The sequence below is a fragment of the Mycobacterium sp. NGS63 genome (assembly GCF_059812295.1).
The window spans coordinates 291,557-311,026 of the sequence record NZ_JCALCJ010000001.1 but is presented as its reverse complement, the minus strand read 5'-3'; the positions used below and the strand labels follow the sequence as shown (position 1 = coordinate 311,026).

Annotated in this window: 17 protein-coding genes; 5 read left to right on the top strand and 12 right to left on the bottom strand. The window is 68.9% G+C overall.

What is annotated here, in order from left to right:
- Window positions 1-12: 12 nt before the first annotated feature.
- Window positions 13-411 carry an ATPase gene (locus AC5Y4Z_RS01565; protein WP_499960915.1) on the top strand — a complete coding sequence of 133 codons (399 nt, stop codon included), beginning with the start codon at window positions 13-15 and terminating at the stop codon, window positions 409-411.
- A 3-nt stretch (window positions 412-414) separates the two neighbouring features.
- Entirely contained in the window at window positions 415-1,707 is a 1,293-nt protein-coding gene (locus tag AC5Y4Z_RS01560; RefSeq protein ID WP_499960469.1) for a cytochrome P450, read from the top strand.
- Here the strand turns inward: AC5Y4Z_RS01560 and AC5Y4Z_RS01555 are convergent.
- Genes AC5Y4Z_RS01555 through AC5Y4Z_RS01535 form a run of 5 tightly spaced genes read right to left on the bottom strand, consistent with a single transcriptional unit; the run spans window position 1,697 to window position 7,481 of the window.
- Window positions 1,697-2,665, bottom strand: coding sequence for an NAD-dependent epimerase/dehydratase family protein (locus AC5Y4Z_RS01555; protein WP_499960468.1), 969 nt, complete (start codon window positions 2,663-2,665; stop codon window positions 1,697-1,699). The genes AC5Y4Z_RS01560 and AC5Y4Z_RS01555 overlap by 11 nt on opposite strands.
- 3 nt (window positions 2,666-2,668) lie before the next feature.
- Window positions 2,669-4,363: a nitric oxide reductase activation protein NorD gene (locus tag AC5Y4Z_RS01550; protein ID WP_499960467.1), complete on the bottom strand. Its 1,695-nt coding sequence runs from the start codon at window positions 4,361-4,363 to the stop codon at window positions 2,669-2,671.
- Window positions 4,360-5,178, bottom strand: coding sequence for a CbbQ/NirQ/NorQ/GpvN family protein (locus tag AC5Y4Z_RS01545; protein WP_499960914.1), 819 nt, complete (start codon window positions 5,176-5,178; stop codon window positions 4,360-4,362). The genes AC5Y4Z_RS01550 and AC5Y4Z_RS01545 overlap by 4 nt, the downstream gene beginning before the upstream one ends.
- A gap of 1 nt (window position 5,179) precedes the next feature.
- Entirely contained in the window at window positions 5,180-6,304 is a 1,125-nt protein-coding gene (locus AC5Y4Z_RS01540; RefSeq protein WP_499960913.1) for a spirocyclase AveC family protein, read from the bottom strand.
- A gap of 31 nt (window positions 6,305-6,335) precedes the next feature.
- Window positions 6,336-7,481 (bottom strand): spirocyclase AveC family protein, encoded by a 1,146-nt coding sequence (locus tag AC5Y4Z_RS01535; protein WP_499960466.1) that lies wholly within the window; start codon window positions 7,479-7,481, stop codon window positions 6,336-6,338.
- Window positions 7,482-7,585: 104 nt separating this feature from the next.
- On the opposite strand from AC5Y4Z_RS01535, the gene AC5Y4Z_RS01530 reads away from it, so the two are divergent.
- On the top strand, window positions 7,586-8,188 hold the full coding sequence (locus AC5Y4Z_RS01530; RefSeq protein WP_499960465.1) for a TetR/AcrR family transcriptional regulator: 603 nt from the start codon (window positions 7,586-7,588) through the stop codon (window positions 8,186-8,188).
- Between the two features lie 87 nt (window positions 8,189-8,275).
- On the opposite strand, the gene ppc is transcribed toward AC5Y4Z_RS01530, so the two are convergent.
- The 5 genes from ppc to gap all read right to left on the bottom strand — a co-directional run bounded on the left by ppc (window position 8,276) and on the right by gap (window position 14,519).
- Window positions 8,276-11,101, bottom strand: a complete 2,826-nt coding sequence (gene ppc / locus AC5Y4Z_RS01525) for a phosphoenolpyruvate carboxylase (RefSeq protein WP_499960464.1) — start codon at window positions 11,099-11,101, stop codon at window positions 8,276-8,278.
- A gap of 110 nt (window positions 11,102-11,211) precedes the next feature.
- The gene (gene secG / locus AC5Y4Z_RS01520; protein ID WP_499960463.1) at window positions 11,212-11,445 is read right to left on the bottom strand and encodes a preprotein translocase subunit SecG; all 234 of its coding nucleotides are present in this window, start codon (window positions 11,443-11,445) and stop codon (window positions 11,212-11,214) included.
- A 30-nt stretch (window positions 11,446-11,475) separates the two neighbouring features.
- Window positions 11,476-12,261, bottom strand: a complete 786-nt coding sequence (gene tpiA, locus AC5Y4Z_RS01515; protein ID WP_499960461.1) for a triose-phosphate isomerase — start codon at window positions 12,259-12,261, stop codon at window positions 11,476-11,478.
- Window positions 12,258-13,496 (bottom strand): phosphoglycerate kinase, encoded by a 1,239-nt coding sequence (locus tag AC5Y4Z_RS01510; RefSeq protein ID WP_499960460.1) that lies wholly within the window; start codon window positions 13,494-13,496, stop codon window positions 12,258-12,260. The genes tpiA and AC5Y4Z_RS01510 overlap by 4 nt, the downstream gene beginning before the upstream one ends.
- Window positions 13,497-13,499: 3 nt before the next feature.
- Window positions 13,500-14,519, bottom strand: a complete 1,020-nt coding sequence (gene gap, locus AC5Y4Z_RS01505; RefSeq protein ID WP_499960459.1) for a type I glyceraldehyde-3-phosphate dehydrogenase — start codon at window positions 14,517-14,519, stop codon at window positions 13,500-13,502.
- A gap of 294 nt (window positions 14,520-14,813) precedes the next feature.
- Here gap and AC5Y4Z_RS01500 point away from each other — a divergent pair, with 294 nt between their 5' ends.
- Together AC5Y4Z_RS01500 and AC5Y4Z_RS01495 are read left to right on the top strand one after the other, a co-directional pair.
- Window positions 14,814-15,419 (top strand): hypothetical protein, encoded by a 606-nt coding sequence (locus AC5Y4Z_RS01500; RefSeq protein ID WP_499960458.1) that lies wholly within the window; start codon window positions 14,814-14,816, stop codon window positions 15,417-15,419.
- 88 nt (window positions 15,420-15,507) lie between these two features.
- Window positions 15,508-16,314 carry a L,D-transpeptidase gene (locus tag AC5Y4Z_RS01495; protein WP_499960457.1) on the top strand — a complete coding sequence of 269 codons (807 nt, stop codon included), beginning with the start codon at window positions 15,508-15,510 and terminating at the stop codon, window positions 16,312-16,314.
- Here the strand turns inward: AC5Y4Z_RS01495 and AC5Y4Z_RS01490 are convergent.
- Together AC5Y4Z_RS01490 and AC5Y4Z_RS01485 are read right to left on the bottom strand one after the other, a co-directional pair.
- On the bottom strand, window positions 16,280-17,725 hold the full coding sequence (locus AC5Y4Z_RS01490; protein ID WP_499960456.1) for a phytoene desaturase family protein: 1,446 nt from the start codon (window positions 17,723-17,725) through the stop codon (window positions 16,280-16,282). The two genes, AC5Y4Z_RS01495 and AC5Y4Z_RS01490, sit on opposite strands and share 35 nt — an antisense overlap.
- Window positions 17,722-19,461: a DUF3556 domain-containing protein gene (locus tag AC5Y4Z_RS01485; RefSeq protein WP_499960455.1), complete on the bottom strand. Its 1,740-nt coding sequence runs from the start codon at window positions 19,459-19,461 to the stop codon at window positions 17,722-17,724. Before AC5Y4Z_RS01485 ends, AC5Y4Z_RS01490 begins: the two co-directional genes overlap by 4 nt.
- Window positions 19,462-19,470: the final 9 nt, after the last annotated feature.

Here is a 19,470-nt window from a genome sequence, read left to right as displayed (position 1 = left end):
GCGGCGCGCATAATTACCCCCATGGCAGACAGAACCGTGCGCGGCGGGCCCGAGCGAAGCCGGATCAAGACCCTCACCCAGGCCGCCCTGAACGCCGACAAGACCGTCGAGCAGGTCGAAGACGTCCTCGACGGCCTGAGCAGGACGATGAACGAGCTGAACAGCTCGCTGAGCGCCCTCAACGCCACCGTCGAACGCCTCGAGGGCGGCCTGGATCACCTCGACGGCACCCTCGGCAGCCTGGACGATCTCGCGAAGCGGCTGATCGTGCTGGTCGAGCCGGTGGAGTCCATCGTTGCGCGCATGGACGAGATCGTGAAGGTGGGCGAGACGATGATGTCCCCGCTGTCGGTCACCGAGCACGCCGTGCGCGGCGTGCTGGACAGGTTGCGGAACCGGACAGCTCACTAGATCGTGGCCGAGGCCCACCCGGTTCCGGCTCCGCCGTACGCGGCGGGAACCGGTCTGCCGTGGGACGTTTCCGTCGACGATGCCGTCGCCACGATCGCCGCCGCCCGCGCACAGCACGGCGACACCTTCGTCGTTGAAAGCGGCGGCGACCACTATCTGTTCACGTTTTCGTGCACGGGTGTCGAGTCGTTCTACGCGCTCACCGAGGAGACGGCCAGCAAGGGAGTCGCCGATTACCTGATGTTGCGGCGCAAGCTTCCCGACGAGATCTTTGCCGGACGCCGTACCTTGCCGAGCACATTGTTCCGGCGGGACGACGTGGCCTCCTATCTGGTCAACCTGGACTGGGCGCTGCGGCAGACCACCGACGAGCTGGGGTCGGCCGGTTGGGTGGATGTCTTCGATCTCACGCGGCGGCTCGGCCATCGGATGGGGCTGGCCTCGTGGGCGGGACCCGGATCGGCCGACGGTGAGGCCTTCGAACGGCTGGTGCGCGCTTTCGACACCCTCGACGGCTCCGATGCGTTCGTCCACCCCGACCGGATGGCGGCGGTGGCGGCCACGAACAAGAGCGCGGAGCGGGCCGCGCTGGACGAGGTTGCCGATGTTGTCGGCGCCGCCGTACGCCGATTCGAATCCGGCGACACGAGCGATCAGGGCCTTTTCACCAGAGTCGTCGACGCGTGGTCCGCGGAGACACCGGCCGTCCGGCTGCGCGGGATCGCTCTCGACATCGCGCTGATCCACATCGCGTCCATGTCCAACTTGCCCGCCGCCCTGGGCTGGGCGTTGGTCGACCTCCTCGAGCACCCCACCCAGCTGGCCCGAGTTCGCTTGGACGACAGGGAGTTCGCTCAGCGCTGTGCGCTCGAGTCGACCCGGCTGGCGCAACGCTCGATCATGACCCGCGCCGTGCTGTCTCCGATCCACTTCGACACCGGCGAGGTTACCTACGAGGTGCCGACGGGCTGGATCATCGCCACCTTGCTGCCGCTGCTCAACACGTCCGCGGCGCCGGGGCTGGAAGAGTGGGACCCCGATCGATGGAATCGGCACCGGCTGGCCGCCCGGAACGCCCTTCCCTCACCGATGCTGGTGACGGCGTTCGGGCATGGCAGGCATTCCTGCCCGGCCCAACCGTTCTCACTGGCGGCCACAACAGCGGCCACGACGCGCATGCTGCGCGAGTACCGGATGACGCCGCGCTGGACGTTTCATCCGCAACCGGTGCCGGCCCAGATCGGCGGCGTAGCGCGGGCGGCGGGGCCGTGCTGCGTCGACTACGTCAGGCCCTAGCCGACGCGTCGCGGTGTCGAGAACTCCGGATGACGAACCACGTCGCGACCGGGCGCACGAGACGGGTGAGCGGCACCAGCATTCCGAAATCTTTCCTCATGTCCGCCAATTGCTCGGCGAGCCCGCGCTTCTGGTAACCGAGCAGGCGCTGGCTTTCTTCGGTGTCCACCCAATCGCCGAAGAACCGCGGCGGTGATCGGCGCACGAAGGCGTCGGCGGGAATGGGGCCGATCCCGATCGCGCCCATCAGGGCGGTGACGAAGTCGTAGTAGGTCATGCGGCAGTCGGGGCCGCCGGCGATGAACAGCGTCTGCCCGATCGCCTCCTCGCACGCCACCGCGCGGGCGAACGCGGTCCCGGCGTCGGCGGGATGCAGGAACTCGAACCGCGCGTCGGGGCTGAACTCGAACATGATGCTCGGGTCCTGCGCCTGCAGGTGAATGGGGGTCACGGCGGCCAGGCGCAGGATGCTCCACCGCAGCTGCGACTGCCGGATCGCCTGCTCGCAGGCGACCTTCTGGCGGCCGTACTCGTCGGTCGGCGACACGGGGCTGTCGGCGCGCAGGGGCGGTTGGCGATCCTGCACGTCGCCGAAGATGCCTTGCGACGAGGCGAAGACCAGCCGGTTGGCCGTGGGCGAGGCCTCCATGTGCGCGATCAGTGCACGCGTCGCGTCGAGATTGATCCGGCGGGCCAGTTCGGGTCGCTGCTCGGAATACGGGGGGATGATGGCCGCCAGGTGGATCACCGCGTCGACGCCATCCAGGGCGAGGCGCACCGACTCCGCGTCGGTGATGTCGCCCCACACGAAGCGCACCGGTCCCCGCACGCCGGACGCCAATTTGCGTGCCCGGCGGGATTCGAGGTCGAAGGCGACGACGTCGTGGCCCTCGGCGAGCAACGCCTCCAGCGTGGGCAGGCCGATGTTGCCCAGCGCGCCGGTCAACAACACCTTCATTACTCATCCTCTCGACGGTTGGGGCGCGGCCAGTTCCCGCAGCGACGACAAGAACAGCTCGTCCATCCGCGGGCTCAACTCGGCCAGGGTGGCGGCGCTGGCGAAGCTGGCGGAGCCGAAGACGCGTTCCAGCGCATCGGTGGCCGTGGCGGCGCCGAGGGAAAGGCAAAGGCACGCAACGCCATCCGCGCGCAGTTCCTCGAGGGCCTTGTGGGCGTCGGCTTCGGCGTACCGGCCTTCGTAGCCGTCGTCGTAGGGGAAGCCGTCCGAGAGGACCAGCAGCAGCCGATTCGGTGTCCCCGCTTCGGTTTTGAGGATCTCCCCCGCGCCACGGATGGCGGCGCCGAGGCGGGTGTAGCTCGCCGGTTCGAGCTGATTGAGCCGCGCCCGACCGACGGCGCCGAAACTCTGGTCGAACGTCTTGATGACCGGCAGATGCACGGCGTGGCGGCCCTGCGAACGAAACGCGTAGACGGCGACGCGGTCGCCCAGCTCCTCCAGCGTCACCGCGAGGGTGGCGGCCGCGCGCCGCTGATGGTCGTGCACCGCGAGGCCGTCCGGGTCGCTGTCGGTTGCCGACCCGGAGGCGTCGAGCAGGATCAGCACGCCCAGGTTGCGGGCGAGTTTGCGCCGCTCCAGGTAGACGTGTTCGGGCGGGGAGTAGCCGGATTGCAGATCGACGAACAGGTCGATGAGCGCCTCGACGTCGAGGTCGTCCCCGTCGGCGCGGGCGCGAAACACCTTGGGGCCGAGCCCGACCCGGGCCAGGCGGCGCCGCAGCACGTCGTCATGCGCCACACCGGCATCGGAGACGTCGGCGGCGGCGGTCAGGGGAAAGTCGATGACCCGGCACCAGTCGGGCTTGTACCGGTCGTTGAAGACGTCCCACTCCGGATACAGGGCGCTGCCCACGCCCATCGCGGCGCCGGGCTTGTCGTCATCGGTGAACTGGATCGGGGTGGGCAGGGGACGGGCATTCGGCCCGACTTCTGGCACCCGCCGGATCGAGCGAACCGTCATCTCGACGCCCGCGGCGCCCTCTCCGGGAGCACGCGAACCGCCGAACATCTTGCGGAAGTAGTCCGACATCGATCGGTTGTTGAAGAGCGGGCTTTCGAACAGTTTGAGGATTTTGCTCCCCCCGGACTGCCTGCCGTCGTCGTCTTGGTCGTCTTGGTCGTCGTCCTCCGCTTCGGGCATGTCGATGGGATCGAACCGCAACCGGAGGTCTTTGTCGGTGGCCCGCCCGCCCGGAGCGGAGGCCGCCGCCATCAACCGGGAGGGTTTGATGACACCGAACCACTCCGGTGGGTCGGCAACCTTGGTTCGGCCCTTGGCCATCTCGAGCGACTCGTCGGCGCTCGAGATGCTGGGTCGTCCGTCCGGGAGGAGCGCCGGATCGAGCGGCATCTGCCGGGCGAGTTCGGCGAGAACCCGCTGACCTTCGAGTGCCAGGTAGCGTCGCGCCAATGTGGAACGTGCCCGCAAACCCCTCACCAACCGCCGATCAAGGCTTCCCGCACCGAGAAGCGCGGCCTGGACCAGCATCTCGCGGCGCTGCTCCCCGATCGAACCGGGCGAGACGAAGATGAACCGGCCGTCGGTGTGCGCGGGCTGGCCGGCGGGCGCCTCGCTGACTTCGACGGGCCTGCCGGCGATGTGGGTGGCGAGCAACCGGAACCGGTTGGGGTTGGTCACTTCTGGGGCAGGACAGCGTCGACGAGTTCGTCGAGGGCGCGGATGACGTCGTCATCGTCGGAGAGGACCTGCACGACGGCCGCGTGGACCGCGCTGCGCAGGTTCAGCCCTTCAGCCGCGAGGCCACCGGCGAGGATCAGCATGCGGGTGGAGGACACTTCGCGCAACGGTGAGCCCTCGAGGTTTCGGATGGCGTACGCGAGCTTGACCAGGGCACTCGCGGTCTCGGTGTCGATCCCGGCTTCGTAGGCGACCACCTCGGTCTCGATCTCGGGCGATGGGTAGCCGAGCTCGATCGCGACGAAGCGCTGACGGGTGGACTCCTTGAGGTTCTTCAGGACGCTCTGGTAGCCGGGGTTGTAGGAGATCACCAACTGGAATCCCGGTGCCGCCCGCAGTGTCGTGCCGAGCCGGTCGACGGGCAGCTCGCGGCGGTGATCGGCGAGCGGGTGGATGACCACGGTGGTGTCCTGGCGCGCCTCCACCACCTCGTCCAGATAGAAGATGGCTCCCTCGCGCACCGCGCGGGTCAAAGGCCCGTCCACCCAAACGGTTTCACCGCCCTTGAGCAGAAAACGACCCACCAGATCGGCCGACGTCATGTCCTCGTGGCCGGCAACGGTGATCAGGTCCCGGCCCAATTGGTGGGCCATCGCCTCCACGAACCGTGTCTTGCCGCATCCCGTGGGGCCTTTCAGCAGCACCGGGAGGCCTCGGCCGGCCGCCGCGCGGAAGACGTCCACCTCGTCGCCGACGGCGCGGTAGAACGGCGCGTCCGAAAGGGAGCGGACGGCTGCGGACTGACTGTTCAACAAATTACTTCCCCCGATCGAACGGAATGGTTTTCGGAAGCCCCACGCCCGGCGGAAGAAGAAGCCTGCCATCCTGATTGACGTAACCGGAGCGTTTGGTCGGTATCGGCAGCGCGGGATCCGGACATGGCGTGTCGGTCCCGTCGCCGCAGATGCCGCCGTTGAAGTACGAACGCTTCAGGTGGTCTTCGGGCCACGGGTCGGCGTGCATGCCGATCCACTGCGCGGGGATGTTGTAGAAGACGAAGAAGCACGCGCTGACCCCGGCGAAGATCGCCAGAAACCGGGTGAGCTGCTGGCGCGCGAGCCCGCCCCGGACGTGGTCCAGGCCGCGCTCGACGACGGTACGGCCGCGATCATCGGTGAAATAACGCAGACAGCACAGCGCGGCCTGAACACCTCCCCACATCAGTCCTTCGTAGACGGGCCACTGGTAGTAGGTGCCGGCATTGACCGACACCGACCGGATCGAACCGGGATACGTGTAGAACCCGATGGGCAGCAGGACCAGTCCCTCCATCACGAAGTCGAAGAGGAACGCGATCCCATAGGTGATCGCGATCAGCCGCAGGTTGCTGATGTTTGGCCAGCGCGCCTTGATCTTTCGCATCACCCAGCAGCCGACGATGGTGATCAGCAGCACCCCGTAGGCGTATCCGGGCGCGTTCGTCAGCAGCGGTTCGACGACCTGGCGGCCGGGCTCCTCGGGCGACACCCATCCGGGAATGTGCGGGGACCACGAACCCCGATTGAACAGCCAAGTGTTGTAGGTGCACCACGTGTTGAAGTAGTTCAGCAAGGGATCCTGGAAAAACATCAGAGCCATCGACGCAAAGAGCATGCCGTCCAACGTGATTCGTCGCTCGCGGCGCCAGGGCCTGATGATTAACCACCACACGGCGAACGGCAGCCCGACCCAGAGCGCTATGGCATTCGCCATCAGCGGCACTTTCATGTACATCGGCGGATCGCTCGGCCCGGTGGGCACCCGTTCGAAATAGAGCCCGGTGATCCAGCGGATCCACACGTACACCTGCAGCGCCAGCAGCGCACCGCCCGCCACGGCCCAAATCCGCACCGGCTTGGCCGGGGCCTGGCCTTGGTCACCGATCGGAGTCGCGCCGCCGATCGTCTCGGTCGCTGCCCGGCCCGTCAACGCGTCACTTCCCGCGCTCCAGGGGAACGCTTCTGGGGAGCTTTACGCCATTGGGCAGGACAAGCTGCCCGTCGTGGTTGATGTAGCCGGAATTCGTCAGGGGCACCGGCAGCGCGGGGTCGGGGCACGGCCGATCGGTATCCTCGCCGCAGATGCCCATCAGGAAGTACGAGCGCTTCAGGATGTCGTCGGGCCAGGGATCCTGGTGCATGGCGAACCACTGGGCCGGAAGGTTGTAGAAGACGAAGAAGAAGGCGCTGCACGCGGCGAAGATCGCCAGGAAGCGGGTCAACTGCTGTCGGGCGAGCCCGCCCCGGACTTGGTCGAGTCCGCGCTCGACGAAGGTCCGGCCGCGATCGTCGGTGAAGTAGCGCAGACAGCACAGGCCGGCCTGGACACCGCCCCACATGAGCCCCTCGTAGAGCGGCCACTGGTAGTAGGTGCCGGGATTGACCGACAGCGCACGAATCGCGCCGGGGTAAGTGAACAGCCCCATCGGCATGAGGAACAGGCCCTCGATGACGAAATCGAAGACGAAGGTCCAGGCGATCACCACGCCGATCAGGCCGAAGGTGTTGATGTTGGGCCACCGCTGCTTCGCTTTCCGCATGACCCAGCAGCCGAGCATCGTGCACAGCAGCACGAAGAAGTAGCCGGGCGCGTTCATCAGGAACGGTTCGGCCATCATGGCGCCCGGCTTCCCGAACGACACCCAACCGGGGATGTCCTGGACCCACGAGCCCCGATTCCACATCCAGGTGTTGTAGGTGCTCCACGTGTTGAAGTAATTCAGCAGCGGGTCCTGAAAGAACAACAGGCCGCAGGAGATCAGGAGCATGCCGTCGAGGGTGATTCGCCGCTCCCGCCGCCACGGCCGAATGATGAACCACCAGAAGGCGATCGGCAGGCCGACGACGATCACGCTGGTCCAGGTGAACAGGATCGCCTTCATGAACATCGGCGGCTCGGTCGGTCCCGGGGCAACGCGCTCGAAGTGCGGCCCGCTGATCCAGCGGATCCACACGTACAGCTGGAAAGCCAGGATGACGCCGCCGACGGCGGCCCAGATCCGCACCGGCCTGGCCTTGGACGGGGGCTGGGTACCGAGCGACTCCAGGGACGCACGCTTCTTGTCGGACAGTTCGGTCATGACACCGTCTCCTCTTCGGATCGTCGGCGGGCCACACGAAAATATACCAATCGGTATCTGGATGACCAAGAGTATTCTCAGATTCTTGTGGCACAATCGCCGGCATGGTTGAGCGTTGGACGCGCGAGCGACGCCTGGAGCACACCCGTTCAGTGCTGCTTGATGCCGCGGAGGAGGTTTTCGCCGAAAAGGGCTTCATGGCAGCGTCTTTGGACGACATCGCGGGGGCCGCGGGCTACACCAAGGGCGCCATCTACAAGCACTTCGCCACCAAGGAAGACCTCTTCCTGGCGGTCAGCGACCGCTACTGGCGCCGCTATTTCGACAACTTCGCCGAGGTGATGGCCACCGCGACGCACATCGGGGCCCACGAACTCGAGCAGATCGCGGCGCGCTGGCGCCAGCTCAGCCGCGACCGCGGCGCCGAGCACGCCGCGCTGGGCCACGAGTTCACCCTCTACCTGTTACGCAACCCCGACGCGCGGGAACGGGTGGCCGCCAAGCGATCCGAGGTCGTCGAGTCGCTGGCGCAGTTCATCGTGGAGGGCATCGACCGCATCGGCGGGGCGCTTTTGATCCCGCCCCGGACCTTCGCCCACGTGCTCGTCGCCACCACCGACGCCGTGATGCTGGGCAGCCAACTCGACGATATCGACCTGTTCATGCCGACCCTGCAGATGTACATGTCGGCGATCAAGCTGCCCTAGCGTCCCCGGCGCGCGCCGAGTGAGTGGGTTACGTAGGGATCGGACGGGTTTTTCCTACGTATCCCCCACGGTCGGCGGATGGACTCACTAGCCGCTGTTGCGCAGGGCGCTGGCCAGACCGTTCATGGTGAGCAGGATGCCGCGCTGCACGAGTTCGTCGTCGTCACCGGAGCGGTAGCGGCGCAACAACTCCACCTGCAGGTGGTTCAACGGCTCGAGATACGGGAACCGGTTGAACACCGAACGCGCCAGCGCCGCGTTGTCGGCGAGCAGGTCGTCGTGACCGGTGATCAGCTTGTGCATGGCGATGGTGCGCCGATGCTCGTCGGCGATCTTGTCGAAGACCCTGCGCCGCAAGGATTCGTCGGGCACCAGCTCGGCGTAGCGGGCCGCCAGGCCCAGGTCGCTCTTGGCCAGCACCTGCGCCATGTTCGACAGCACGCTGCGGAAGAACGGCCAGCGCTCGTACAGCACATGCAGGATTTCGACCCGCTCGGTTTCGCGGCCCGCCGCGATCCAGCGCTCGAAGGCCGACCCGGTGCCGTACCAGCCCGGCAGCATGACCCGCGACTGGCTCCAGGCCAGCACCCACGGGATGGCGCGCAGGTCGGAGATCGACGAGGTGGGCTTGCGTGAGGTGGGCCGGCTGCCGATGTTCAGCGCCCCGATCTCGCTGACCGGTGTGGAGGCCATGAAGTAGTCGACGAAACCCGGTGTCTCGTGGACCAATTCGGCGTAGGCGCGGTGCGCCAGCGTCGCGATCTCGTCGAGCACCGCGTAGGCCGGCTCGGCCTCGTCGCCGAGGCCCTCCACGTCCAGCAGCGTCGACTCCAGGGTCGCCGCCACCAGGCTCTCCAGGTTGCGGCGCGCCAGTTCGGATTCGGCGTACTTGGCGGCGATCACCTCGCCCTGCTCGGTGAGGCGCAGCGAGCCGTTCACCGCCCCCGGCGGTTGCGCCAGGATGGCCTCGTAGCTGGGCCCCCCGCCGCGGCCCACGGTGCCGCCGCGACCGTGGAAGAGCCGCAACCGGATCCCGGTCTTGCGGGCGGTGTCGACGAGGTCGAGCTCGGCCCGGTAGACCGCCCAGTTGGCGGCCAGATACCCGCCGTCCTTGTTGGAGTCGGAATAGCCGAGCATCACCTCCTGGCAGCCGTCCCGCGCGTCCACCAGCGACCGATACAGCGGTAGGTCCAGCATCGCCTGCAGGATCGGCGCCCCCTTGTGCAGGTCGTCGATGGTCTCGAACAGCGGCGAAATCCCCAGGGGGCAATAGGGTTCCGGCCCGGAGGCGTCCAACAGGCCGGCCTCCTTCAGCAGGATGGCGGCCTCCAGGACGTCGGACACCGATCGGCACATCGAGATGACGTAGTTCGGCACGGCGGCCGGGCCGTAGAGCTCGACGGCGCGGGCGGCGGCCGCCAGCACGCCCAGCTCGCCGCGCGCGAGGTCGGACAGGCCCCCGCAAGCGGGCGGTACCCCCACCCCGCGATCACCGACCAGCGGGCGGCGGGTGGCCAGCTCGCCCGCCAGCAGCTCGACGCGTTCGTCCTCGGGCAGCGAAGCGTAGTCGGGATGCACGCCGGCCCAGGCCAGCAGCTCGCCGACCACCTCCTCGTGGACGTCGGAGTTCTGCCGCATGTCCAGGCCGGACAGGTGGAAACCGAAGGCGTGCACGCTTTCTCGCAGCCGGGCCAGCCGGTCGTCGGCGAGCAGCGCGGCGCCGTGGGTGCGCAGCGAGGCGTCGACGACGTCGAGGTCGGCCCGCAGTTCGCCCGGCGCGGCGTAGGCCGGCATGCCCAGGTCGAGCTCGTGCTGCGGGCGGCGGTCCAGGATCTGCGCTGCGGTCGCGGTGAGCCGGGCGCGGATCACCCGCAGCGCCCGCCGGTAGGGCTCGTCGGCGCGGGCGGTCTCGTCGCAGCCCTGCGCCAGCGCGGTCAGCTCGTCGGTGACGGTGATCAGCCGCGCCGACATCGACAGCTCCTGCTCGAGGTCGGTGAGCTCGGCCAGGTAGTGCGCGAGCGCGGTGAACGCGGCGCTGCCGGTGGCCCGCCGCACGACGTCGCCGGTCACGTTCGGGTTGCCGTCGCGGTCGCCGCCGATCCACGAGCCGGGTTGCAGGATGGGCGCGGCCAGCAGGTCGGCGTCGGGCCAGCGGGTGCGCAACGCGCCGCGCACCTCGGCGTTGACCTGCGGGATCACCCGGAACAGCGCGGCCGGGTAGTACCGCAGGCCCACGTCGATCTCGTCGGTGATCTGCAGCCGCGACAGCCGCACCAGCGCGGTCTGCCACAGCGTCAGCACCTGGCGGCGCAGCTCGAGCTCGATGTCGCGGCCGTCGTCGGTCTCGGTGTGTCCGGCGGCGTGCAGCCGCATCAGCGCGGTGATGCGGTGCTGCGTGATGAACACCGTGCGGCGGCGGGTCTCGGTGGGGTGGGCGGTGATCACCGGGGACACCAGGGCGCCGCGCAGCGCCTCGGCGACGGTCGCCGAATCGAGTTGAGCGCGATCGAGTTTGGCGTAGGTGGCGGCCAGGCTGCTGTCCTGCGGGGGCTCGCCGGCCGCGACGTGGATATCGCGCCGGCGCTCGCGGTGGATGTCCTCGGCCACATTGGCCAGCAGCGCGAAGTGGCTGAACGCCCGGATGACCGGGATGGCCTGGCGGATGTCGATGCCGTCGAACATCCGCGCCATCTCGGCCCGGTCGATCTCGGAGCGCCGCACCCGGAACGCCTCGACCCGGGCGCGTTCGACGAGCCCGAAGACCTCCTCGCCGTTGTGCTCGCGCACGGTGTCGCCGAGGATGGCGCCCAGCAGCCGGATGTCAGCGCGCATCGGCTCGGTCGCCTCGCGGCCCACGCGCGTGCGCTGGACGGCGCCGATCGGTTCCAGCGCGGTGTCGGGGGCCTCGGCCATGGTTTCAAGTATCGGCGCGGCGCCCCAAGCGCCGAAAGTGAAACTCACGACGCGTCGCCGGCGTGTCGCGTCGTGTATTTCACACTCGGCGATGAGGGAGGGCTACCGCGTCAGCGGTACTTGATCAGCAGGGCCATGCCGACGATGCACACCAGCCAAATGCCGACGATGAACAGCGTCAGCCGGTCGAGGTTCTTCTCGACGACGGTCGACCCGGACAGGCTCGACTGCACACCGCCGCCGAACAGCGTCGACAGGCCGCCGCCCTTGGCGCGGTGCAGCAACACCAGCAGCACCACCAGCACGCTGGTGACCACCAGGGTGATCTGCAGGGCCAATTCCATGTGCGAAAGCCTACCGGTGTCGACGGGCCGTCAGGGCAGCGGCCCGCCGGCGGCGATGGCCGCCAGCGTCGCGAACTGCTCGCCGTCCAGCGACGCGCCTCCCACCAGCGCCCCGTCGATATCGTCCTGGGCGGCGATGTCGCCGATGTTCTTGGCGTTCACCGACCCGCCGTAGAGCACCCGCACGGTATCGGCGACCTGCGGCGAGGCGAGCGACGCCAACGTTGACCGGACCGCCGCGCACACCTCCTGAGCATCGGACGCGCTGGCCACCCGCCCGGTTCCGATCGCCCAGACCGGCTCGTAGGCGACGACGACATCGGCGATCTGCTCGGCCGACAGCCCGGCGAGCGAGCCGCGCAGCTGCCCCTCGCAGTGGGCGACGTGCTCGCCGGCCTCGCGGACCTCGAGGTGCTCGCCGATGCACACGATGGGGGTGAGCTCGTGCTTGAGCGCGGCGGCGGCCTTGGCGGCCACCAGCGCGTCGTCCTCGTGGTGGTAGGTGCGCCGCTCGGAGTGCCCGACGACGACGAAGCGGCAGCCGAGCTTGGCCAAAAACGCGCCGCTGACCTCGCCGGTGTAGGCGCCCGAGTCGTGCTGGGACAGGTCCTGGGCGCCGTAGGTCAGCCGCAGCTTGTCGCCGTCGACCAGGGTCTGCACGCTGCGCAGGTCGGTGAACGGCGGGATCACCGTGACGTCGACCTTGTCGTAGTACTTGTCCGGCAACGCGAACGCGATCTTTTGCACCAGCGCGATCGCCTCGAAGTGGTTGAGGTTCATCTTCCAGTTGCCGGCGATCAGTGGCTTGCGGCTCACGCGGCGCCTCCAGTCGGTTGCGGACGTTGTAGGACCTCGATGCCCGGCAGCGTCTTGCCCTCCAGGTACTCCAGCGACGCGCCGCCGCCGGTGGAAATGTGGGAGAAGTCGCCCTCTGGGATGCCGAGCGCGCGCACCGCGGCCGCCGAATCCCCGCCGCCCACCACGGAAAAGGCGCCCTTGCCGGTCGCCGCGGCGATCGCCTCGGCCACACCCTTGGTGCCGGCGGCGAAGGCGGGGAACTCGAACACGCCCATCGGGCCGTTCCAGAAGACGGTGCTGGCGTTGGACAGCAGCGCCGCAAAGCGTTTGACCGATTCGGGGCCGATGTCCAGCCCCATCATGTCGGCAGGGATGGCGTCGCACGCCACGGTCCGCGGCGGCGAGTCCGCCGCGAACTTCTCGGCCACCACGATGTCCCTGGGCAGGCGCAGCACGTCGGCGTAGGTGTCCAGCAGCCGGCGACAGGTGTCGATCATTTCGGTTTCCAGCAGTGAGGTGCCCACCGAAAGGCCCTGCGCGGCAAGGAATGTGAAGCACATCCCGCCGCCGATCACGATGCTGTCGGCCTTGGTGGCCAGCGACTCGATGACGCCGAGCTTGTCGGAGACCTTGGACCCGCCGAGCACCACCGCATAGGGCCGAGTAGTCGAGCTGGTCAGCTGCTCGAGCACCCGGATCTCCTCGGCCACCAGCGTGCCGGCGTAGTGCGGCAGCAGGGTCGCGACGTCGTACACCGACGCCTGCTTGCGGTGCACCACCCCGAAGCCGTCGGAGACGAAAGCCCCTGTCGGACCGACCAATTCGGCGAGCTGCCGGGCCAACCCCAGCCGCTCGCCGTCGTCCTTGCTGGTCTCGCGCGGGTCGAAACGCACGTTTTCCAGCAGCAGCACGTCGCCGTCGGTCAGCCCCTCGGCGCGGGCCAGCGCGTCGGAGCCCACGAGATCGCCGGCCAGTTGCACGTGCCGGCCCAACCCCTCCCCGAGCGCCGCGGCGACCGGCGCCAGCGACAGCCCCGGGTCGGGCCCGTTTTTGGGACGGCCCAGGTGCGCGGCGACCACGAGCTTGGCGCCGGCGTCGACGAGCGCCTGCAGCGTCGGCACCGACGCGGTGATGCGGCCGGGGTCGGTGATGGCGCCGTTCTCGTCGAGCGGCACGTTCAGGTCGGAGCGCACCAGCACGCCGCGACCCGAAACACCTTCGGCGAGAAGGTCGGAAAGGGTCGGAACGCTCACGGCTTACAGCGACTTGCCGACCAGCGCGACAAGGTCGACGAGGCGGTTGGAGTAGCCCCACTCGTTGTCGTACCAGGACACCACCTTGGCCTGGTTGTCGATCACCTTGGTCAGGCCGGAGTCGAAGATCGAGCTGTGCGGGTCGGTGACGATGTCGCTGGAGACGATCGGCGCGTCGTAGTACTTCAGGATGCCCTTCATCGGGCCCTCGGCGGCCGCCTTCATCGCCGCGTTGATCTCGTCGGCGGTGGCGGGCTTCTTCAACTCCGCGGTCAGGTCCGTGACCGAGCCGGTGGGGATCGGCACCCGCAGCGCGTACCCGTCGAGCTTGCCCTTGAGGTTGGGCATGACCAGCCCGATGGCCTTGGCGGCGCCGGTCGAGGTCGGCACGATGTTCAGCGCGGCGGCGCGGGCGCGGCGCAGGTCCTTGTGCGGCCCGTCCTGCAGGTTCTGGTCCTGGGTGTAGGCGTGGATGGTGGTCATCAGGCCCTTGACGATGCCGAACTCGTCATCGAGCACCTTGGCCAGCGGCGCAAGGCAGTTCGTGGTGCACGACGCATTGGAGATGATGTTCTGGCTGCCGTCGTAGCGGTCGTCGTTGACGCCCAGCACGATCGTGATGTCCTCGTCGGTGGCCGGCGCCGAGATGATCACCTTCTTGGCGCCGGCGTCCAGGTGGCCCTTGGCCTTGGCGGCGTTGGTGAAGATGCCGGTGGATTCCACGACGACGTCGACGCCCAAATCGCCCCACGGCAGCGCGGCCGGGCCCTCCTTGACCTCCAGCGACTTGATCTTGGTGGTGCCGACGACGATGGTGTCGTCGCCCTCGAGGCTGACGTCGTAGGGCAGCCGGCCCAGGATGGAGTCGAATTTCAGCAGGTGCGCCAGGCTGGCGTTGTCGGTGAGGTCGTTGACCGCGACCACTTCGATGTCGGCGCCGCCCTGCTCCTGTTGAGCCAGCAAGGCCCGGTAGAAGTTGCGTCCGATTCGACCGAAGCCGTTGATGCCTACTCGGACCGTCACGTCATCTCTCCCTGTCTTCTCCTGTGCTCACCAGTCCGCTGATGAAGCGCTCGTCGCCAGCCTAGATCAGTGACGCGCGCCACCCTCGGCCGGGAAGAGTGCTGGGCTTTTACCCGGCCATCGGCGCCCGCGATAACCGGAGCGTGTCTGGTTTGTATCGGTTCTATAAGTGCCGGAATCGTCGCGTGTCCAATAGCCATCGGCGGCCCTACATTCGACACGGCTGCGGTGGGCCGTGCGGTTTCGCTGCACCGTTTGAACGCGGATTACTGAGTGCTGAAGGAGTCGGCCGTGATGACGGTCCTTGATCGGTTCTACACCAAAGTGGGTGCCATCGCCGTGTTGTGCGGGGCCGCCATAGCGTTGAGCCCGGATGCGGCGGCCACCCCGCTGAAAACCGGTGGGACTGCGTGCGTCGAGGGGATGTCGGGCGAAGCCCCGGCGGCCGGCGGGCCGGTGGCCGGTGCCCCGGCTGCTGCGGGCGCGGCGGGTGCGGCCGGCGCGCCGGCGGCCGCAGGCCAGGTGTGCACGGCCAGCGCTCCGGTCACGGACATGTCCGGCGTCCCGCTGGTGGTGCCCGGGCCGCTGCCGGTGGTGCCGGTCGGCGCCCCGCTGATCGCGCTGGGGCCGCCGTTGCCCGTCGGCGCGCCCGTGCCGATCGGCGCGCCGCTGCCACTGGGCGCGCCCCTGCCGATCGGTGCGCCGCTGCCGATCGGCGCGCCGCTGCCGGTGGGTGCGCCCATCCTGGCCGGCGCCCCGGTGGGCGGCGCGCCGCTGCCGGCCGGCGCCCCGATCATCGACATGTCGGGGACCTACGCGGGCAAGGGTGACCCGGTCGGCCCGCCGCCGCCCGGCGGCCCCGTGCCCGGTCAGCCGATCGCGCCCGGCCCCGGGCACTGAGCGCGGGCTGGAATCGAATTGCTCACCCGCCCCGGCGCTTTCGCCGCCGGGGCGGCCCCAACTATCTCAGTCAGAAGGAACTGGAGCCATGCGGACCCTCGTTCGGTGTCTTCTTGTGGTGGTCGCCATCGCTGCGAGTGTGGCCGGTGGGCCGGCCGACGTGCGCCTGGCCGCGGGCTACCAGCCGTACGGGTCCGCCATCGCGTCGGTGCTGCCGACGCGGGGCGCGGTGGTGGGCGTCGCGCACCCGGTGGTGGTGACGTTCCGCGCGCCCGTCACCGACCGGCAGGCCGCCGAAAGCGCGATCGCGATCAAGTCGGCGCCGGCGATGACCGGCAAGTACGAATGGCTTGACAACGACGTCGTGCGCTGGGTTCCCGACCGATTCTGGCCGGCGCACAGCGCGGTGGCGCTGTCGGTGGGCGGGGTGGCCACGGAATTTCAGACGGGTCCCGCCGTGGTCGGGGTGGCCAGCATCTCCGAGCACACGTTCACGGTGAGCATCGACGGGGTCGAGGCGGGACCGCCGCCGTCGCTGCCGTCGCCGCACCACCGGCCCCACTTCGGCGAGCAGGGCGTGCTGCCGGCCTCGATGGGCAGGCCCGAGTACCCGACCCCGGTGGGCACCTACACGGTCCTGTCCAAGGAACGCTCGGTGGTGATGGACTCGAGCAGCGTCGGGATCCCCGTCGACGACCCCGACGGCTACGTCATCCCGGTGGACTACGCCGTGCGCATCTCCGGCCGCGGCCTGTTCGTGCACTCGGCCCCGTGGGCCGTCAACGCCATGGGCCTGGAGAACGTCAGCCACGGCTGCATCAGCCTCAGCCCCGCCGACGCCGAGTGGTACTTCGACAACGTCAGCGTCGGCGACCCCGTGATCGTGCAGGAATAACCCGCAACCAGCGCAGTGCCGAGTCCGCGGCGTGATAGCCGCACAGCCCATGGATGCCGGCGCCCGGCGGCGTGGACTGCGAGCACAGGTACACGCCCGGCACGCCGGTCGCATACGGGTCGACGGCGAGCCGCGGCCGCAGGATGACCTGCAGGCCGTCGTTGGCGCCGCCGAGGATGTCGCCGCCGACGTAGTTGGGGTTGTAGGCCTCCAATGCGGCGGTGCCGGTGGCGACGGTGGCGATCACGCGGTCGCGGAAACCCGGGGCGAACCGCTCGATCTGGCCGACGACGGCTTCGGTGGCGTCGCCGGTGTAGCCGAACGGCACGTGGGCGTAGGCCCAGATCGGGTTGACGTTGCCGTTCGAGCGGGACGGGTCGGCGAGGTACTGCTGCCCGACGAGGACGAACGGCCGCCGCGCCATCTTGCCTTGTGCGCGTTGGCGTTCCGTGTCGGCGGTCTCGTCGAACGTGCCGCCCAGGTGCACGGTGCCGGCGCGCGCGCAGACGGGGTTGGTCCACGGGATGTGACCCTCGACGGCGAAGTCGACCTTGAACGCCGACGAGCCCTGCCGGAAACGTTGGTAGGCCCGCTTGATGCGGGCGGGCAGGGCGTCGCCGTAGATCTTCAGCGCCGCGGCCGGGGTCAGGTCGAGCAGGACGGCGTCGGCGCCGGGGATGTCGGCGCGGGCGGTGACGGTGACCCCGGTGGTGATGGTGCCGCCGTGCGCTTTGAGGGCGGCGGCCAGGGCGTGGCTGATCGAGCCCGTTCCGCCCTCGGCGACGGGCCAGCCGTAGCGGTGCCCGCCGGCGATGAACATCAGCCCCATGGCCGCGGTGAGCGGCCGGTCCAGCCGGGTGAACATGTGCGCGGACGCGCCGGCGAACAGCGCGCGCGCCTGCTCGGTGCGAAACCAGCGGGCCATGACGCTCGCCGGCAGCAGCGCCCGCGGCCCGAAGGCCGCGAGCCGAATCGGGTGGCGCGGCAGGTGGATGATCGGGCGGAAGAACTCCTCGGCCAGCTCGTCGAACCCCGCGGCGAGACCCCCGAACGCACGCCGCCATCGCGTCTCGTCGGGTCCCATCCCGGCCGCGGTCGCCTCGATCGACCGGTACAGCACGCCGGCGCTGCCGTCGTCGAGCGGGTGCGCGCAGTCGATCTCGGGCCACTTCCACACCAGCCCGTGGCCGGCCAGGTCGATCTCTTCCCAGAACGGCGAGCCGACGCCGAACGGGTGGGTGGCCGAGCAGTGGTCGTGGATGAGGCCCGGCACCGTCAGCTCACCCGAGCGCGCTCCCCCGCCGACCGTGTCGCGGGCCTCCAGCACCTGCACGTCGACGCCGTGGCGGGCCAGGTGAATCGCGGCCGCCAGCCCGTTGGGCCCGGCGCCGACGACGACCGCCGTCGTCATGCGGTGGTGACGTGCACGGGGAACTCGTCGCCGGGCTCGGGCCACGGCTGGCGGGTCAGCATGTCGGCGACCTCGACGTAGCCCGCCTCGATCACCCCGGCGTGCGCGTCGAGGATGCGGTACCACTGCTTCTGGATGTGGATGGGCTGGCCCTCGAGCACGATGACACGCACGTCGCCGTCGGCGAACCCGCAGCGCCGCTGCACCGCCTCGAGCAGCTGCTCGTTGTGCAGGTGGCCCTCGCCGAAGTTCCACCCGACCAGCGGGCCGGCGACGATCTCGCCCTCGCGGATCTTGTAGTCGGCCTCGTCGTCGATGGCGCGCGGCAACAGCGCGTTGAGCGCCCTACCGTGCACGTGCATCGCGCGGAACGCCGCGACCTTGTCGATCATGATCTCGGCGGTCTTCGGGTCGTACATCGTGGCCAGCTGCTTGGTGACCAGCGCCGAGCTCTTGACGATGGTGGATTCGATCTTCTCCTCCGCACCCGGGCGGAAGCACCACACGCTGGTGGCCCAGTTGCCCGCGTAGTAGCGCATCGCGGGCAGGAAGGAAATCTGTTGGGGGAACATGTTTCCCGCGACCAGCGCCACGACGAGAACGACGACCAGGGCGATCGGCAGCCACGGCGTGTCGAAGTCGTAGACGGTGATGTAGCCGTAGTGCCCGAACAGATAGAACAGCGAGAAGATGAAGAACACGTTCCACTCCAACGGGACCCCCATGGGCAGGTTGGACAGGATGTTGAGGTGGAAGATCACCATGAACGCGATGAGGAACCAGCGCCAGGGCTGGTCGCCGGCGACGAGCACCAGGATCCCCGGGATGATGAATTCCGCCGTGGTCCCGCCGACGTGGGCCATGAACTTGGGCAGCCAGGAGGGCCGCAGGTCGTTGACCGGGTCGAGGTAGAGCGCGTGCTTGACCCGCAGGAACAGCCTGCTGCGCAGCAGCGCGTTGTTGCTCGTCATCACCGACACGACGTACGGGAAGTGGTGGTTGAGCTTGGAAGTCGCCGCCCCCCACCACAACCCGAGCATGATGATCTTGAACGCCGCCACCTGGTCGACGAACGGAAAGAAGAACACCAGCAGCTTCAGCCAGTAGTGCTCGCCGCGCGCGGCCAGGAAGATGGTCTTGTCGCGCAGCCCCAGCAGCACCAGGGCGACGATCGTGGGCAGCACCGAGACGGGGTCGATCAGACCCACGTCACCCACGACGGTCACCGGTCCCCCGCGCCCCGGTGACGCCAGGGCCCACACCCCGCCGGCCAGTACGGCCGCATACAGCGCGACGTCGACGACGGTGCGCGTGTCACCCCGGGTGAGCGGGACCTTGCCGGGCCACGCGGGCAGCCGAATCGTGTTCGGGCGCAACCAATAAAGAAAGCCGCCGACCGGCGGCATGAAGCGTCCCGTCAGTGGGCCGGATCCGCAGCCGAAGCCCAGCACCTCGAACAGCAACGTGAAGACGATGAACTTCTGGTACACGATCGGCTGCGTCCACCAGTCGCCGATGCGGCCCAGCCCGCCCAGTCCGGGGGTCAGCGAGATGATGGCGGCGGGCGCGGCGACGTAGAGGGCGATCTTGAGCGCGTAGAGCAGGTACACCGCGTAGGGGGTGCCGAAGCCGTGTTCGGCCCAGTGGCGGGTCACGATCTGCAGTCGGGCGGCCCGCGACTGCGCCTGCCAGGTGTCGGGGTCGGCGTCGGGCAGCTCCGGTGACATGAATCCCATCGGTGGCCT

Coding starts and splice junctions, on each gene's coding strand:
- AC5Y4Z_RS01495 (WP_499960457.1), top strand. CDS start 15,508: ATGCGGACCCTCGTTCGGTGTCTTCTTGTGGTGGTCGCCATCGCTGCG.
- AC5Y4Z_RS01485 (WP_499960455.1), bottom strand. CDS start 19,461: ATGGGATTCATGTCACCGGAGCTGCCCGACGCCGACCCCGACACCTGG.
- AC5Y4Z_RS01535 (WP_499960466.1), bottom strand. CDS start 7,481: ATGACCGAACTGTCCGACAAGAAGCGTGCGTCCCTGGAGTCGCTCGGT.
- ppc (WP_499960464.1), bottom strand. CDS start 11,101: ATGGCCGAGGCCCCCGACACCGCGCTGGAACCGATCGGCGCCGTCCAG.
- AC5Y4Z_RS01530 (WP_499960465.1), top strand. CDS start 7,586: ATGGTTGAGCGTTGGACGCGCGAGCGACGCCTGGAGCACACCCGTTCA.
- secG (WP_499960463.1), bottom strand. CDS start 11,445: ATGGAATTGGCCCTGCAGATCACCCTGGTGGTCACCAGCGTGCTGGTG.
- AC5Y4Z_RS01490 (WP_499960456.1), bottom strand. CDS start 17,725: ATGACGACGGCGGTCGTCGTCGGCGCCGGGCCCAACGGGCTGGCGGCC.
- AC5Y4Z_RS01555 (WP_499960468.1), bottom strand. CDS start 2,665: ATGAAGGTGTTGTTGACCGGCGCGCTGGGCAACATCGGCCTGCCCACG.
- AC5Y4Z_RS01500 (WP_499960458.1), top strand. CDS start 14,814: ATGACGGTCCTTGATCGGTTCTACACCAAAGTGGGTGCCATCGCCGTG.